Genomic DNA, 14,777 nt, shown 5'->3' with positions numbered 1-14,777 from the left:
AGAATGGGAGAACAAAATATTGTTTCAGCTCAAATCGATATTGATACGACAGAAGCGAAAGCGAATATTGAAGAACTTACATTAGCTATCAATGAATGTGTAAGTGCATTCGAGAAGTTAGAAAAGGTTATGAACAAGTATACAGGAGTAGTTGAAACTAATGAATTATATTGTGATGGTGAATTAATAGCTCAAGAGATACTTCAAAACAATGACTGAAAACAAAATCAAACAACAACGTAAGTTCTACGATAAATACAATCGTGATAAAGAAGCAAAGAAATTCTATGACAGCACAGCCTGGCGGAGGTGTAGAGAGCTCGCGCTGATGCGAGACAGCTATCGTTGCCAAGAGTGCATGAAGCATGATCCATTGATACCAGTACCAGCTGATATGGTACATCATATCAAAGAAAGAAGTGAATATCCTGAACTTGCACTAACATTAGATAACTTAATTAGTTTATGTAATGCATGTCACAACAAAGAACATCCTGAAAAGGGTGGAGGGAAAAAGAAAAATAAAAGAAAGATTCAGTTCGTAAAAGTAAAAGCGAACAAAGAATTTATATAGCCCCCCTCCTTTTATTGTTCAGAGCCGTTTCCGTCCAGACCGGACGCCTCCTTCGTGGGTATCACAAGTGATGTTTCTAAAGGGGGGTAAAGTCTGAAAATAAGAGATTTTTATTTCGGAATCAGCACTTTTTATCCATAAAATGTAAGTGAGGTGATATCGTGGATAAAGGATTAATTGAACGGAGACCGCCTACGCATTTAAAAAAGGTAGGAAAAGATACTTGGATTCGTATTTGGTCTGTTTTAGAAGTTGAAGGAAAGGCTGATATCAATGATCCTATTGTAGTTGAAGCGATTGCCTTCAGTTATCAAATGTTTAGAGAGATGGCAGCTAATGTTAAAAAAGAAGGTCTGACGATGGAGTATACAAATAAAGCTGGTGCTACAAATCTGACTAAGCACACTTTGATACCAGAGATACCTAAGTATTTACAACAAATCCGTCAATATTTAGGTGAGCTAGGGTTGACTGGGGCAAGCCGTAAAAAACTTCAGGAAGAGTTAACTGGAGATTCTGATGATGATTTCGACGACTTCTAAGCCATCTGAAATAGCAAAGTGGTATGAAAATTGGCGGAATGAACAGATACAACATTTTTATATTTTAGTAGATCCATCTCCTGAACTAAGAACAACTTGGTATGCAGAACAAGTTGTTAATGGAAACATAAAAGCTAGTAAGAAAAATGTCTTGTCTTGTCAACGTCATCTAAATGATTTGAAGAGACAGGGTACTGAGGAGTTCCCTTGGATATTCGATGAAGAAAAAGCTCATCGACCTATACGATATATCGAAAAGTTCTGTCGCCCGTCAAAAGGTGACTATAAAAGGTTAGTTCTACAACCATGGCAGCACTTTGTTATAGGTTCTTTGTATGGATGGGTTCATAAAGATACAGGTTATAGGCGCTTTCGAGAGGGACTTATTTTTATTGGCCGTAAAAACGGAAAAACAACAATGATTTCTGGTTTATCTAATTATGCTGTTGCTAAAGATAATGAGCCAGGTGCCCGTGTTTATGTTTTAGCAAACACAAAACAACAAGCTGGAGAATTGTTTGATGAAAGTCGTGCAATGGTTCAAAAATCACCCTTTCTTCGGAAACATTTACGTGAAAATCAGAAAGGGATTTTTCATGATAAAACGCATTCTAAAATTGAACCTCGTGCATCAGATAGTAAAAAACTAGATGGATTAAATACACACCTTGGTATTTTTGATGAAATACATGAATTTAAAAACTTTAAGTTAATTAATGTTATTAAAAAATCACGTGGTGCGCGTAAACAACCAATGATTGTTTATATCACTACGGCAGGATATCAGCTTGAAGGACCACTTGTTCAATACTATGAAATTGCAACGGATGTTTTGGAAGGGATTATCGACCAAGATAGAAAGTTTTATTTCATGGCTGAAATGGATAGTGTAGATGAAATTGAGAATCCCGAACTATGGATTAAAGCAAACCCTAATATGGGAGTTTCGCTAGACCTTCCATCGCTTGTTGATGATTGGAATACAGACAAGCATACGGATGCTGAAAAGAATGACTGGATTACAAAACAATTTAACATCTTTGTTGATAATGATGAAATGTCCTTTGTTGGTATTGAGATATTAAAAAGGAATGAAGAAGTTATTGATATAAAGGAATTAGCTGGTAAAGAATGTGTTGCAGGTTATGATTTATCTGCAACAGAAGATTTTACAAGTGCTTGTTTAGAGTTTCCTTTAGATGATGGAAATGTTTTTGTACTATCTCATAGTTGGGTTCCGCAGGCTAAAGTTGATCGTGATAACGAGAATATTAGCTTTAAAGAGTTTGAAGAAAAGGGATGGCTCACTATTATCCCTGGTGAGTATGTGAAATATGAGTATGTTTATGATTGGTTTGTTGAGCAATCTGAACACTATTTCATAAAGAAAATTACTTATGATCCAGCAAATGCTTATCGTTTAAATGAAGATTTGAAAGTATATGGATTTAAAACTGAACCAGTTCGGCAAGGTCATTTAACGTTAAGCCCAGCATTAAAAGATGTAAAAGAATTGTTGTTGGATGGAAAAATAATTAGTAATAAAAACCGTCTTTTCCGTTGGTATATGAACAATGTAAAGCTTGTGGAAGACAGGAACGGGAACTTTTTACCATCTAAACAGAGTAAATATCGAAAAATTGATGGTTTTGCAGCGTTTTTAAATGCTCACACAGAAGTAATCCCTATGTTATCTCAATTACAAGGTGATGGAAATATTGAATTTATATCAGTTAACGATCTTTTTAAATAGAAAGGCGGTGAGAAATTGAAACTGATTAATCGTTTTAAGGGAGCCATTAAAGGAGCTTCATTGGGATGGAAAGGTGCTGGGTATAACTTCACTTCTTGGTTTGGAAGGAAGTTTTGGGGAATTGATAATGCAAAGTTAGCTACAAATGAGACAATTTTCAGTGTGATTAGTAGATTATCTAATACAGTAGCATCTTTGCCATTAAAGCTTTATAAGGATTATGATACGGTTTTTAACCAAGTGTCTGATGTTGTGATGAATGAACCTAATCCGAATATGACCGGATTTGAATGGATAAATAAAATTGAAGTTTCAAGAAATGAGACTGGGAATGGTTATGCAGCTATCATCCGTGACATTCGATTTCAAGTGGAATCATTAATCCCTATTGAATCGGCTTATGTAACGCCTTTTTTAAACACGGATGATAATAATTTGTGGTATGAGGTACGTGGGATTGAAGGTACATATTACATCCACAATATGAACATGTTTCATGTCAAACACATCACAGGTATTTCAAGATGGAAAGGTATTTGTCCAATTGATGTTTTGAGAAATACTCTTGAATATGATAAGGCAGTACAAGAATTTAGTTTGTCAGAAATGCAGAAGAAAGATAGTTTTATTTTGGATTATGCAACACAGGTAGATAATGATAAGAGACAAAAAATCATTGATGATTTTAGAAGATTTTATCAAGAGAACGGTGGTATTTTATTCAGGGAACCAGGTGTGAATATAGAAGAAATGCAGCGGAAATACTTCGCTTCAGATACGTTAGCATCAGAACGAATCACTCGTTCGCGAGTTGCTAACGTTTTTAATGTTCCGGTTACATTTTTAAATGATACGGAAGGACAAAGTTATAGCAGTAATGAACAGCTGATGATTCAGTTTGTTCAAATGACTTTGACTCCTATTGTTCGTCAGTATGAGCAAGAAATGAACCGTAAGTTGCTGAATAAAAAGGAACGGCAAGAAGGCCACTACTTTAAATTCAACCTTGGAGGGCTGTTAAGAGGTGATACAGCTTCAAGAACAGCTTATTATCAAGCCGCAATTAGGAGTGGATGGTTATCACAAGATGATGTTCGTCAAAAAGAAGATGAACCACCTGTAGGTGGTAATGCTTCAAAACTTTGGGTAAGTGGTGATCTATATCCAATTGATATGGATCCAACTCAACGGAAGGGGGTGAAAAACGGTGGCAAAGAACAAACAGAATAAGTTTTTTCAAATGAAAGCATCCGCCAATGGTAAAACGGCTGATGTTTTTATTTATGGAGAAATTACAAAGTATGCATGGGAAGAGTATGGAGAAGTATCTTCTATTACGTTCAAAAATGAACTCGATGAATTAGGTAACGATATTGAAACAATTAACCTTTACATCAATAGTCCAGGTGGATCTGTCTTTGAAACGATGGCTATTATCGCCATGTTACAGAGACATCAGGCAAAGGTTATCTCTTATATTGATGGAATAGGAGCTTCATGTGCGTCAGTATTACCAATGATTTCAGACAAAATCATTATGTATGCTAATTCAATGATGATGATTCATAATGCATGGACATACGCATCAGGAAATGCCAATCAGCTACGTAAAGCAGCGGATGACATTGAACGTATTAACCAATCGATGGTACAACACTATCTAACTCGTGCTGGTGACAAGTTAGATGAAGATACATTAAAACAATTACTAGATGCAGAGACGTGGTTATCAGCTGAAGAAGCAATGGAGTATGGACTTTGTGATGAAATTATCTCAGCAAATAATGCAGCAGCATGTCTAGATGAAAAGTGGATGAAGGAATACAAAAATATTCCACAACAACTAGTTAATGCGCAAGCAAACATACCATCAAACGAAATGTTAGAACGACAAAAAATTGCCGAAGAAGCGAAAGCTAATGCGGACTATATAAACACAATTTTAGGGGGAATTCATTCATGAAAATGAAAAATAAATTTCGATTATCTCTTGGTAACTTTCAATACTTTTCAAAAAATACATTATTTGAATTAAAACAAAATTTATCTACTATTGGTCAGCAACTCCAAAAAGTAGAGAATGAACTTTCTCAGAAGGCGATTGATCCATCCGCAACTATGGAGAGTCTTCAAGTGTTACAACAATCCAAGAAAGACCTACAAATGCGTTTCAATGTAATTAAAGAACAACATGACACGATGGAAGCTGAACAAAAAGCACAATTTCAAACTCAAACCGGTTTACAATCTATCGAAGATCCAAAACAAAAGGTAATTGCAGCGAAAGCAGAATTAGTTCGTGCTACAATTCGCGGTGGTACTTTATCACAAGAAGCACGAGCGGCTCTTGGTGATAAGAATTCAACAGGTGGAGAAAAAATTCTCCCAAGCACAATGACGAATGAATTATTACATGAACCATTTGTTAAAAATCCATTAAGGGAAGTATCTACATTTACAAGTGTAACGAATCTTGAAATCCCTAAAGTTACATTTACATTAGATGATGATGATTTTATTGCTGATACAGAAACAGCAAAGGAATTAAAAGCGGAAGGTGATGTTGTAACCTTCGGACGTAATAAATTCAAGGTGTTTGTACCTATTTCGGAAACTATTTTAGCAGCAACAGATACAAACTTGGTACAAACTGTAGATCAAGCGTTAGAAAGTGGTTTAGCAGCAAAAGAGAAGAAAGTGGCATTCGCTACAACACCTAAATCTGGGGAAGAGTCTATGTCATTCTATAAAGCTGGTATTAAAGCTGTTAAAGGTGCAACTTTATATAAAGCTATTAAGTCAGCAGTTGCAGATTTACATGAGGATTTCCGTGCGAATGCAACTATTAAAATGCGCTACGCAGATTATCTAGAAATAATTGAAACGCTTGCTAATGGCAGTGCAACCTTATATAATGCTCAACCAGAACAAGTTTTAGGAAAACCAGTTAAGTTCTGTGATTCAGCAGTGAATCCTATTGTGGGTGATTTTCGATATTCCCACTTCAACTATGATCCAAATATGATTTATGATCGCGATAAAGATGTGAAAACAGGTATTGAACTATTTGTGTTAACAGCTTGGTTTGACCATAAAATCAAACTAAAATCCGCATTCCGTATTGCAGAAGTACAGACTACACCCTAATCCACCCCAAACTCCAACAGGATTAAAAGTTGATTCTACAACAGTAACAACGGCCAACATTAGTTGGTCTCCTGTTGTGTATGATGGGGGCATTAGAGAATATCAAATATTACGTAATGGTAAACAAGTAGGAACGTCAGTAGCAACAACTTATAAAGATACAGGATTAACAGGTGATACAACATATTCTTATCAAGTGAAAGCTGTTGGGAATAACGGATTAAGTTCAACGTTAAGCAATGAATTATCAGCGAAAACAAGTGCTTCAGGATCGTAGGTGATAGCATGCTGGAGCTTATAAAAGGAAAATTAAAAATTGATGGGAATGAAGAGGATACGATTATTCAACTTCTAATTGATGGAGCAAAAGAAGCTTTACTAGGTTCTGGTGTTCCTGAAAGTGAAAAGGCCCTTTACAAAATAGCGATAATTACACATGTTTTATTAAACTATGAGAATCAAGATAAATCATTAAATGTCCCTGCGTTAAAACAGTCATTAGAAACTACCATATTACAATTAAGGGACTATAATAACGGTGATAATCATGAATCCAAGTAAATTAAATAAACGAATAACAATTCAAAAGGAAATTACAAATAAAAAAGATGAAGAAGGGAATCCAATTCCACCAGAATGGAAAGATGTTGTCACTGTTTGGGCAAGAGCAAAAACACCATTTGGAAAGGGATTTAACTATGAAATATTTGCTGGAAATACTGAAAATGCCGTGCGTACAGTGAATTTTTTTATGCGATTTCGTAAGGGAATTGATTCGAAAATGCGAGTCTTATATGATGACCGACTCTTTGAAATAAAAGCTGTTGTAGATGTTGATGAACAACATCAAGAGACATGCTTGGTGTGCGAGGAGCGATCTATATGGCAGAAGTAACAACCTTTGGAATACAAGAAGCAATTCAACGTTTTGAAGCTTTAGGAAGAAGTGTAAAAACAATTGAAAACTCAGCATTAAAGAAAGGTGCTGAGGTAGTAAGAGATGCTTTAGAGGTAGAAAGTCCAGTAAGTGCGCATCCGAAACCATCTTCACCAAAAGAATCATGGAGAACAGGTAAACACGCAAAGGACGAAGTGCTTGTCGGAAAAATAAAAAATCGGAATGGGGTTAAATCAATTAGTGTGGGGTGGGAGAAAGATGATAATTCTCCACACTTTTATATGAAATTCCAAAACTGGGGAACCAGTAAAATGCCACATCCACCACATAAAGGATTTATAGAAAAGACAGTAACTCACACGGAAGTAAAGGCAGTTCATGAGATGCGAAATGTCTTTGCATCGGCATTGCATATCGTATGAGATTTTTAGAAAGAGATGTGTTACGCGCTCTTACGAATCCTTTTATTGTAGAGAAAATTGGTGGAGAATATATCTACAATATGGTTCGTGGTGATGATAACGGAAAGACATGGATTACTTATTCTGAATTAGATAACAGTGCTAGCAGATACGCGGAGGGTGCGGAATCTGCTAGCACTGTTTTATTTCAAGTAGATATCTGGTCGTTTAGCCCTGTTAAGGGTGATCTAAAAGAAGCAGTAAATACTTCTATGAAAAATATAGGGTTTCAGCGTATTACAACAGCAAATTTATATGAACCAGATACGAAAATCTATCATTATGGTATGAGGTTTCGTACGGAATTAAAAATTTAGGAGGAAAACAAATATGGCAATTGCAGTAGATTTTAGAGATTTGCATTATGCACCTTTGACAGAAACACCAGATGGTAAGTTTACGTATGGAACACCTAAGAAAATTGGAGATGCGGTAAGTGGTAAAGCATCCCCTAAAAATGAATCTGTAACTTTTTATGCAGAAGGTGGACCACTAGCAACAGCTAGTGCCTTTGGTGGTGTAGAAATAGAATTAGAGACGGCGGATATTTCATTATCTACTTACGCTGAATTATTAGGAAAAAAAATAATTAAAGGTCAAGTAATTGATAATGTAAATGACGTTGCTCCATATGTAGCGTTATTATATCGTCTTCCAAAAGATAATGGGAAAAACCGTTTTTATTGCTACTATAAAACTAAATTTGAAATTCCTGAAGATGAACACAAGACAGCTGAAGATAAACCAACTTTCCAATCAGCTAAAATTAAATGTAAAGCGATTCAACGTTCAGATGGGAACTGGAGACATCGTTTAGATGAAGAAGAAGTTGGTTACGATGTATCAGTTGCATCCAATTGGTTCAAAACGGTACCAAGCCCACCAGCTAGCGCTTAATAAATTAATAAAAAAGGTACAGCATAACGCTGTGCCTTTTATTTATGGAAGGAGACTCAATTATGCAAGAAACACAAAAAACAGAAACGTTTAAATTAATTTTAAATCTATCTATTGGTAAAAAAACATTCTTTCTACCTAATTTTATTTCGGCTACTGATGCGTTTGCAGCGGCAGAGTGGACAGAAAAGCTAAATGCTGAAACTGTTCCGTTTGATTTGTTAAAAGAGGCTACTCAATTTGTGGTTAAAGTATTTGGTAATCGCTTCACCGTAGAGGAGTTTCTTGATGGCATACATGCTTGGTTTCTAACGTCAATTATTTACTCTATTTGTCTAGCAATTGTAGGACGTATTGCTGAAGCGGTTGCTATTATCAATGCAATTGATTCGAAGACAAATTCATCAAAAAAAAAGAAACCACGAAACAGAAGGAGCCATTCAAACCAACAGAAATGATGTTGGGTATTTATAGTATGCTTCAAGATTCTGGTATATCTCAAACGGATATAAATCAAATGGATTTAGTTCTCTTTTTTAAAACAATGGGATACAAGCACCAGCAAGAAGATAAAAATGTTGTTCGAACAGCTGATCAAGCACCAGCTTGGTTATAAAGGTAGGTGAAATAAATGGCTGGAGATATGGAAATTGGTGCAAGGGTCACACTTGACACCCAACGATTTGAAAATGGTGTTGCAGGTATTAATCGCGGTTTACGTTTAATAGATTCAGAGTTCAATTTAACGAGTGAACGTGCAAGGTTACTTGGGAGTTCTGTAGATCAGCTACAAAACAAATTAACGCATCTGAATGAAAAATTCACTTTGCAAGGGCAAAAGGTAGAACATTACCGTCAAAAAATTGAACAAGCAAGACAAAAGCAAGAACAATTACAAGCATCCAATTTAACATTGGCAGCATCGATGGAAAGGCTTGAAACACAATATAATCAAGCTGTACAAAACTTTGGACGTAATTCACAAGAAGCTAAACAGTTGAAACAAGAATTGAAGCAACTTCAAGCTGAATACACATCAAATGGTCAGGCATTACAGCGATTAAATACACAAATCGATAACAATACAATTGCTATGAATCGTGCTGAAACAGCTCAGGAGCGGATTCAAAATGAAATAAGAGAAACTAACCGCGAATTAGCCGAGCAACAGAATCGTCTTCATCGTACTGGAGAGCGAATGCGCGATACAGGAAATAAAATGCAGGATGTTGGCGGGCAAGTTGGAACTACCTTTGCGGCCATGACTGGTGTTATTGGTGCTGGACTTGCGATGGCTGTAAAAGAATCTATGAATTTCGAGCAGAAAATGGCTGATATCCAAGCAGTTTCTGGCGCAACTGGCGATGAAATGAAGAAAATTAGCGAACTTGCTGTAGAGATGGGAGAAAAAACAAAATATTCATCCGTAGAAGCAGGGCAAGGTATTGAGGAGCTAATTAAAGCAGGGGTAAGCCTAACGGACATTATTAATGGCGGTTTAGAAGGTGCCTTGAACTTAGCGACAGCTGGGGAATTAGAATTGGGGGATGCAGCAGAAATTGCTTCTACAGCTCTAAATGCATTTAAAGATGATAATTTATCAGTAGCTCAAGCAGCTGATCTATTAGCTGGTGCAGCAAATGCTTCAGCAACTAGTGTTGGAGAAATGAAGTTTGGGTTATCAATGGTTTCAGCGGTTGCGGCTGGTGTTGGACTTAGCTTTAAAGATACAACTACAGCCTTAGCGTTATTTGCACAGAATGGTTTGAAAGGTTCCGATGCAGGTACTTCATTAAAAACTATGCTGGCAAACTTAATCCCTAAATCTAATGAAGCTTATGATATGTTTAGTGATTTGGGATTAATAACAATCGATACTGGAAAAGCAATGCAGTTTCTTGGAGAAAAAGGTATTAAACCAACTTCAAATTCATTTAAAGATGTAACTGGAGCTTTATCTGAATACGCAGCAAAACAAGCCGGTGTGAAGGCGGGGTCTGAAAAAGCAGAGAAGGCGTTTCAAAAATTAACTTTTGAAACGGGTATTATGACAAATGCCTTTTTCGATTCAAATGGTAATTTGAAAGAAATGTCCGATATTGCTGAAATTCTTCAAATGGCAATGCAAGGATTAACGGCTGAGCAAAGACAGTCGTATATGTATACATTGTTTGGATCAGATGCTATTCGTGCAGCTAATATACTTTATAAAGAGGGTGCTAATGGCGTTAAAAATATGTATACAGAAATGTCGAAGGTAACAGCATTAGAAGTTGCTGAGACAAAAATGAATACAACTAAAGGAAAAATTGAACAATTAGGCGGCGCTGTAGATACTCTGAAAAAGTCATTTGGTGATGCGTTGTTACCTATTTTAGTTGATGTAGTATCTGGTGTGCAAGGTGTTGTTGATTGGTTTAATAATCTTGACGAATCCACGCAACAAATGATCGCCAAAAGTGCTTTGTTAGCTTTTGGTATAGCTGGCGTAACTACAGCTGTAGGGTTCTTAGCTATGGGGATAGGGGCGTTGTTGGCGAACCCGATTGCTCTAGCTATAACAGGCGCTGTTTTAGCGGTAGGTGCGTTAGGTATAGCGATAGTTGATTTAAATGAAAAATCAAATCAAGCTCAAACAAATATGGCTAAATTTGGTCAGAATGTAAGTGATGCAACAAGTAAAGCGGCAGGTGCTTATGTTGATTTAAAAGATAAAGCCATTAATAATATGATGGATTTAAAACTCAAAACAGGTGAAGAAGCGAATAAAGCAGCTGACGAAACTATTAAAGCTTTTCAAAGGATGACAAATGAAGTCATTAAAGAGTTAGAAGGAAAGAAAAATGATTTTAATAAAATGTTTAGTCAGTTAATGGGTACTGTCCCTGAGGGTGCAAAACAAACCTTAGAACAAGTTAAGAATAATGTCATTGAATCCATTAATAAAGAGATTGAAGTTGCTACACAAGCGGAAAAGATTTTAGAAGAGGGCATTAAAAGGTATCAAGGAGATACTATGAAAATGCCAAAAGATTTTGCTCAAAAATTTGAACAAGCCTTACAGGTTGCTGATAAAAACGTTCAACAATTCTATACAAAAGCGAAGGAAATCACGTCTATTTCAAAAGAAATTGAAGCTGGCGGAATGCTATCTTTAGATGCTGGAAAAAAACGATTCGAAAGTATAATAAAAGTATATGAAGATGGTGTTAAATCTTTAGAAAAACAAACAAAAGGTTGGCGTGAAAATGTAGAAAAAGCGTTTAAATTAGGTGAAATTAAACCTGAAGAAAGAAAAGCTACACTAGATGCTATTGCACTTTATGAATCAAAGCATGTAAATGACTTACAGACTATCAGAAATGATGGATTTAAAGTGTTACAGCAACATATGAAAGAAGAAGATTCAGAGGTTTTAGCATCACAAGCTAAAAGGATAGAAGCAGAGGATAAAGGGTGGAGCGAAAGGTTCAAAGCGGCATATGGATTCCGTGAAAAATCGGCTGATTTGGAGCAGCGCTTTAGAAGTGATCAAGAAAAAGCTGAAAAAGATTATCAAGATAAGTTACTTCGATACGAGTTGCAATATGGTAAATCTAAAATTGAGAGCATAGGGATGTATCTTTCTGAATTGCAAAAGGGTACAGAATCATCAAGATTATTAGCCGAATCAATGGCAAAGGAAATTGACGGCAAAATGAAAATTGATTTAGGACCGGCTGGACAATTCACAATTGATACATTTTTACAGAAGCTTCAAAAGGGAGAATTAGATTCTTCAGCTGTAGCAATAGCAAATGCCAATAAACTGAAAGAAGTTTATAAAGTGGACCTATCACAAAGTGGTATTGAGTCTATGCAAAAATGGATTGATGGTATTAAAACAAAAGATACTGGTGAAGTGAGAGAGTTTCTAAGTAAAAACATGCAAGGTAATACCACAATTGATTTAGGAATCTACGGGCAAATGACAATGGATTCATGGATTACAGGACTTCAAACCGGAACCTTATCTTTTGATACTGTATTTCAGTTCTTCCAACAGCAAGTGAAAAATGGTGTGAATGTAGATACAACTCAAGAAGGTCAGAATAACATTCAAACTTTAATTAACGGGATGCAAATCGGCGCGTTATCTATACCACAAGTTGCACAAACAATGGGACTAGACATTAAAAGTAATGTTCAAGTGGATTTGGGGGAATCTGGACAATTTAATGTGCAGACACTCGTTCAAGGAATGCAGAATGGATCTATTAATGCTGAACTTGCGGCGAAAGCAATAGCTTTACTAGTTAAAAATGGTGCAAAGTTAGATTTAACGCAAGTTGGATTTGATATTAGTCAAACACAAGCTAATGGTATTTCTGGTAATACATCTCCTGAGAATGCGGCAACAGGAAAGAAACAAGCTGTGGAAAGTATTATGGGAAGTACTACAGATGGTGGCGGTGGAAACAAGAGTGGTAGTCAATTAGGACAAGGAATAATAAGTCAAGATGGTTATATCAAAGGGAGTGCTTTACAGGTTGTTGCTAGCGCTCATGGAGCTTTTAGTACTATTAACGGAAACCCAGCAGGAAATCAAGGTGGACAAGGTGTTGGAAGCGGTATTGTTAATCAAAAAGGCTATATCAGGGGCAGTGCTCTAGAGGCTGTTAATTCGGCTCATACTGGTTTTAATACAATCAATGGTACTCCACAAGGTCAAAAAGGTGGTGGCCAGTTTGCCCAAGGTATGGAAAATACAAAAGGTCAAGCGAGATCAAGTGGTTCTAATGTAGCGGAAAGCGGTAATTCTGGTCTGAAAAGTGTTAGTTCTATTAGCCCTGGCGAAGCATTTTCTAGTGGGTTTGCTCGAGGTATTTCTAATGGAGAATGGAATGTTAAAAATGTAGCATCAGCTTTAGCTCAAAGTGCATTTTCGGCTTTAAAGGCTACACTTCATGTAAACTCTCCATCGAGATTAACACGTGATCAGGGTGGTAAGCCTTTTAGTGAGGGATTCGCGCTTGGTATTAGAAAAATGTCCTACATGGCAGAAGATGAGAGTCGTACTCTTGGAGAAAATGCCCATAAGTCCCTTGTAAATACGCTACATACTAATAATTTAGCGTTTGCTGGTGTTCAAATGGTGCAAGGAATTGCTACGGGAATTAAAAGCCAATATTCTGTGGTACGAGATGCTTTGCAAGATACAGTATCGGATGCTATGGATGGTATTCGTTCTATTAAACCAGAAGAAATATTTAGTTTTAAAGGTGATGATCCACTAACAAAGTATTTTAATGCAATTTTTGAAGATGGAGATTGGCAAAACGATTGGATAACACACATTCCTGAGAGTATGCGCAAGATGGTATCGGAAATCGGGCGTCAAATGGAGCGTTTTGAAGGTCTTTCAATCAATGATTTGGGTAATCTGTCTGGATGGAGAAAAGTATTATCCGATAACCCGAATGTTGTTCAATATAGACAGAGCAACAATAATCAGGATAAACCAACAAGGCAGCCGGCACAAATCGTAAATCATTTTTATAATCAAGATACATCTGAAGTGATTAGGCAACAGAAAAAAGCAATTAATGATATTGCTTTCATGTTAGGAGGGTCGATGTGAGAAAACGTGTAGTGATTGAAAATCGTTTAGGTGAAAAAGTAGAATTCGGACCATTCCCACCATATGTACTAGTTTCAATCGACCTTTCTGGAAGTGAAGCAGATATAGTTCGTACACAAGGGTATATGCAAGACGGTGTTACAACAGGCGCTGTTACTATGAGGGAGATGCAATATCCACTAGAATTTTATATTGAGGGAGAAAGTCTTGCAGATGTTTATGGATATCGCAGACATTTAAATAGGATATTAAATCCAAAACTAGGTCCATTTATTTTAACCATCACTTTACCGCACGGAACTTTTCAAAATGAGATTGTTATAGAATCATTACCAAAGTATCGTGTGGAAGATGAACAGTATAAAATTTTACAGCAAGGATTACTCCATATTAATACACCTGATCCATACTGGAAGAATGAAAAGGATAGAGAAATACCATTGATTTCATGGAAACCAACTTTTAGGTTTCCTTTTTCTTTTGATCCAACTGTTAAATTTGGGGTAAAAGGTGAACAAAAATTTGCAACAAATGATGGAGATGTTGAAACACCATTGCATATTACAATTTATGGACCTTGTACGACCCCAGTAATTACAAATTTAACAACCATGCAATCTATAAAGGTAGAAAGAGAAGTTCCAGCAGGGTGGAGGTTAGAAATTGATACAACATATGGGCATAACACAGTAGAACTAATAAAAAGTGATGGAACGAGAATAAACGCATACAACTGGATAGCTCCAGGAGTAAGACTTAACGAGTTTCGACTTCAAAGAGGGTTAAATATTTTAGATTATAGCGCAGATATTGGAAAAGATAGCACTACAGTAATGATACGTTTTAGAGAGCGTTTTGCAGGTATATAGAAAATGAGGTGACGGT

The 14,777-nt window shown here is 36.3% G+C and carries 17 protein-coding genes; all 17 read left to right on the top strand.

Annotated features, from left to right (window positions below):
* Positions 1 to 3 precede the first annotated feature (3 nt).
* The gene (locus ACTFNE_RS12060) at positions 4 to 219 is read left to right on the top strand and encodes a hypothetical protein (RefSeq protein ID WP_088339418.1); all 216 of its coding nucleotides are present in this window, start codon (positions 4 to 6) and stop codon (positions 217 to 219) included.
* Positions 212 to 574, top strand: a complete 363-nt coding sequence (locus ACTFNE_RS12055; RefSeq protein ID WP_088339417.1) for an HNH endonuclease — start codon at positions 212 to 214, stop codon at positions 572 to 574. Before ACTFNE_RS12060 ends, ACTFNE_RS12055 begins: the two co-directional genes overlap by 8 nt.
* A gap of 161 nt (positions 575 to 735) precedes the next feature.
* The gene (locus ACTFNE_RS12050; protein WP_088339416.1) at positions 736 to 1,116 is read left to right on the top strand and encodes a phage terminase small subunit P27 family; all 381 of its coding nucleotides are present in this window, start codon (positions 736 to 738) and stop codon (positions 1,114 to 1,116) included.
* Positions 1,097 to 2,869, top strand: coding sequence for a terminase large subunit (locus ACTFNE_RS12045; protein ID WP_088339415.1), 1,773 nt, complete (start codon positions 1,097 to 1,099; stop codon positions 2,867 to 2,869). Before ACTFNE_RS12050 ends, ACTFNE_RS12045 begins: the two co-directional genes overlap by 20 nt.
* A 15-nt stretch (positions 2,870 to 2,884) precedes the next feature.
* The gene (locus ACTFNE_RS12040) at positions 2,885 to 4,099 is read left to right on the top strand and encodes a phage portal protein (RefSeq protein WP_073540805.1); all 1,215 of its coding nucleotides are present in this window, start codon (positions 2,885 to 2,887) and stop codon (positions 4,097 to 4,099) included.
* Complete coding sequence (locus ACTFNE_RS12035; protein WP_073540807.1) at positions 4,077 to 4,832, top strand: head maturation protease, ClpP-related; 756 nt, start codon at positions 4,077 to 4,079, stop codon at positions 4,830 to 4,832. Before ACTFNE_RS12040 ends, ACTFNE_RS12035 begins: the two co-directional genes overlap by 23 nt.
* Positions 4,829 to 6,016, top strand: a complete 1,188-nt coding sequence (locus ACTFNE_RS12030; protein WP_073540809.1) for a phage major capsid protein — start codon at positions 4,829 to 4,831, stop codon at positions 6,014 to 6,016. Before ACTFNE_RS12035 ends, ACTFNE_RS12030 begins: the two co-directional genes overlap by 4 nt.
* Complete coding sequence (locus tag ACTFNE_RS12025) at positions 5,991 to 6,293, top strand: fibronectin type III domain-containing protein (RefSeq protein WP_073540811.1); 303 nt, start codon at positions 5,991 to 5,993, stop codon at positions 6,291 to 6,293. Before ACTFNE_RS12030 ends, ACTFNE_RS12025 begins: the two co-directional genes overlap by 26 nt.
* An 8-nt stretch (positions 6,294 to 6,301) precedes the next feature.
* The gene (locus ACTFNE_RS12020; protein ID WP_000891188.1) at positions 6,302 to 6,577 is read left to right on the top strand and encodes a head-tail connector protein; all 276 of its coding nucleotides are present in this window, start codon (positions 6,302 to 6,304) and stop codon (positions 6,575 to 6,577) included.
* A complete protein-coding gene (locus tag ACTFNE_RS12015; RefSeq protein WP_001069938.1) occupies positions 6,564 to 6,911 on the top strand; it encodes a phage head closure protein in 348 nt (115 codons plus the stop codon). Before ACTFNE_RS12020 ends, ACTFNE_RS12015 begins: the two co-directional genes overlap by 14 nt.
* Complete coding sequence (locus ACTFNE_RS12010) at positions 6,899 to 7,336, top strand: HK97-gp10 family putative phage morphogenesis protein (RefSeq protein ID WP_073540813.1); 438 nt, start codon at positions 6,899 to 6,901, stop codon at positions 7,334 to 7,336. The genes ACTFNE_RS12015 and ACTFNE_RS12010 overlap by 13 nt, the downstream gene beginning before the upstream one ends.
* Positions 7,333 to 7,692, top strand: a complete 360-nt coding sequence (locus ACTFNE_RS12005; RefSeq protein WP_046941681.1) for a structural protein — start codon at positions 7,333 to 7,335, stop codon at positions 7,690 to 7,692. The genes ACTFNE_RS12010 and ACTFNE_RS12005 overlap by 4 nt, the downstream gene beginning before the upstream one ends.
* A 13-nt stretch (positions 7,693 to 7,705) precedes the next feature.
* Positions 7,706 to 8,272, top strand: a complete 567-nt coding sequence (locus ACTFNE_RS12000; protein ID WP_046941682.1) for a major tail protein — start codon at positions 7,706 to 7,708, stop codon at positions 8,270 to 8,272.
* 62 nt (positions 8,273 to 8,334) lie between these two features.
* Positions 8,335 to 8,730, top strand: coding sequence for a phage tail assembly chaperone G (gene gpG, locus ACTFNE_RS11995; RefSeq protein WP_046941683.1), 396 nt, complete (start codon positions 8,335 to 8,337; stop codon positions 8,728 to 8,730).
* A gap of 17 nt (positions 8,731 to 8,747) precedes the next feature.
* Positions 8,748 to 8,888 (top strand): LysR family transcriptional regulator, encoded by a 141-nt coding sequence (locus tag ACTFNE_RS11990; RefSeq protein ID WP_046941685.1) that lies wholly within the window; start codon positions 8,748 to 8,750, stop codon positions 8,886 to 8,888.
* A gap of 15 nt (positions 8,889 to 8,903) precedes the next feature.
* Entirely contained in the window at positions 8,904 to 13,892 is a 4,989-nt protein-coding gene (locus tag ACTFNE_RS11985) for a phage tail tape measure protein (protein WP_270705981.1), read from the top strand.
* Positions 13,889 to 14,761 carry a phage distal tail protein gene (locus tag ACTFNE_RS11980; RefSeq protein WP_088339411.1) on the top strand — a complete coding sequence of 291 codons (873 nt, stop codon included), beginning with the start codon at positions 13,889 to 13,891 and terminating at the stop codon, positions 14,759 to 14,761. Before ACTFNE_RS11985 ends, ACTFNE_RS11980 begins: the two co-directional genes overlap by 4 nt.
* Positions 14,762 to 14,777: the final 16 nt, after the last annotated feature.

This window comes from Bacillus cereus group sp. MYBKT111-2, assembly GCF_051915205.1.
GTDB lineage: Bacteria > Bacillota > Bacilli > Bacillales > Bacillaceae_G > Bacillus_A > Bacillus_A paranthracis.
Note: the sequence above shows the minus strand (reverse complement) of the source record. Positions and strands in the feature narration are given on the sequence as shown.

Excerpts from the sequence above, each read along its gene's own strand:
- ACTFNE_RS12005 (WP_046941681.1), top strand. The coding sequence starts at position 7,333 with ATGAGATTTTTAGAAAGAGATGTGTTACGCGCTCTTACGAATCCTTTT.
- ACTFNE_RS12020 (WP_000891188.1), top strand. The coding sequence starts at position 6,302 with ATGCTGGAGCTTATAAAAGGAAAATTAAAAATTGATGGGAATGAAGAG.
- ACTFNE_RS12055 (WP_088339417.1), top strand. The coding sequence starts at position 212 with ATGACTGAAAACAAAATCAAACAACAACGTAAGTTCTACGATAAATAC.
- ACTFNE_RS12060 (WP_088339418.1), top strand. The coding sequence starts at position 4 with ATGGGAGAACAAAATATTGTTTCAGCTCAAATCGATATTGATACGACA.
- ACTFNE_RS12015 (WP_001069938.1), top strand. The coding sequence starts at position 6,564 with ATGAATCCAAGTAAATTAAATAAACGAATAACAATTCAAAAGGAAATT.
- ACTFNE_RS12045 (WP_088339415.1), top strand. The coding sequence starts at position 1,097 with ATGATTTCGACGACTTCTAAGCCATCTGAAATAGCAAAGTGGTATGAA.
- ACTFNE_RS11985 (WP_270705981.1), top strand. The coding sequence starts at position 8,904 with ATGGCTGGAGATATGGAAATTGGTGCAAGGGTCACACTTGACACCCAA.
- ACTFNE_RS11990 (WP_046941685.1), top strand. The coding sequence starts at position 8,748 with ATGCTTCAAGATTCTGGTATATCTCAAACGGATATAAATCAAATGGAT.
- ACTFNE_RS12000 (WP_046941682.1), top strand. The coding sequence starts at position 7,706 with ATGGCAATTGCAGTAGATTTTAGAGATTTGCATTATGCACCTTTGACA.
- ACTFNE_RS12030 (WP_073540809.1), top strand. The coding sequence starts at position 4,829 with ATGAAAATGAAAAATAAATTTCGATTATCTCTTGGTAACTTTCAATAC.
- ACTFNE_RS12010 (WP_073540813.1), top strand. The coding sequence starts at position 6,899 with ATGGCAGAAGTAACAACCTTTGGAATACAAGAAGCAATTCAACGTTTT.
- gpG (WP_046941683.1), top strand. The coding sequence starts at position 8,335 with ATGCAAGAAACACAAAAAACAGAAACGTTTAAATTAATTTTAAATCTA.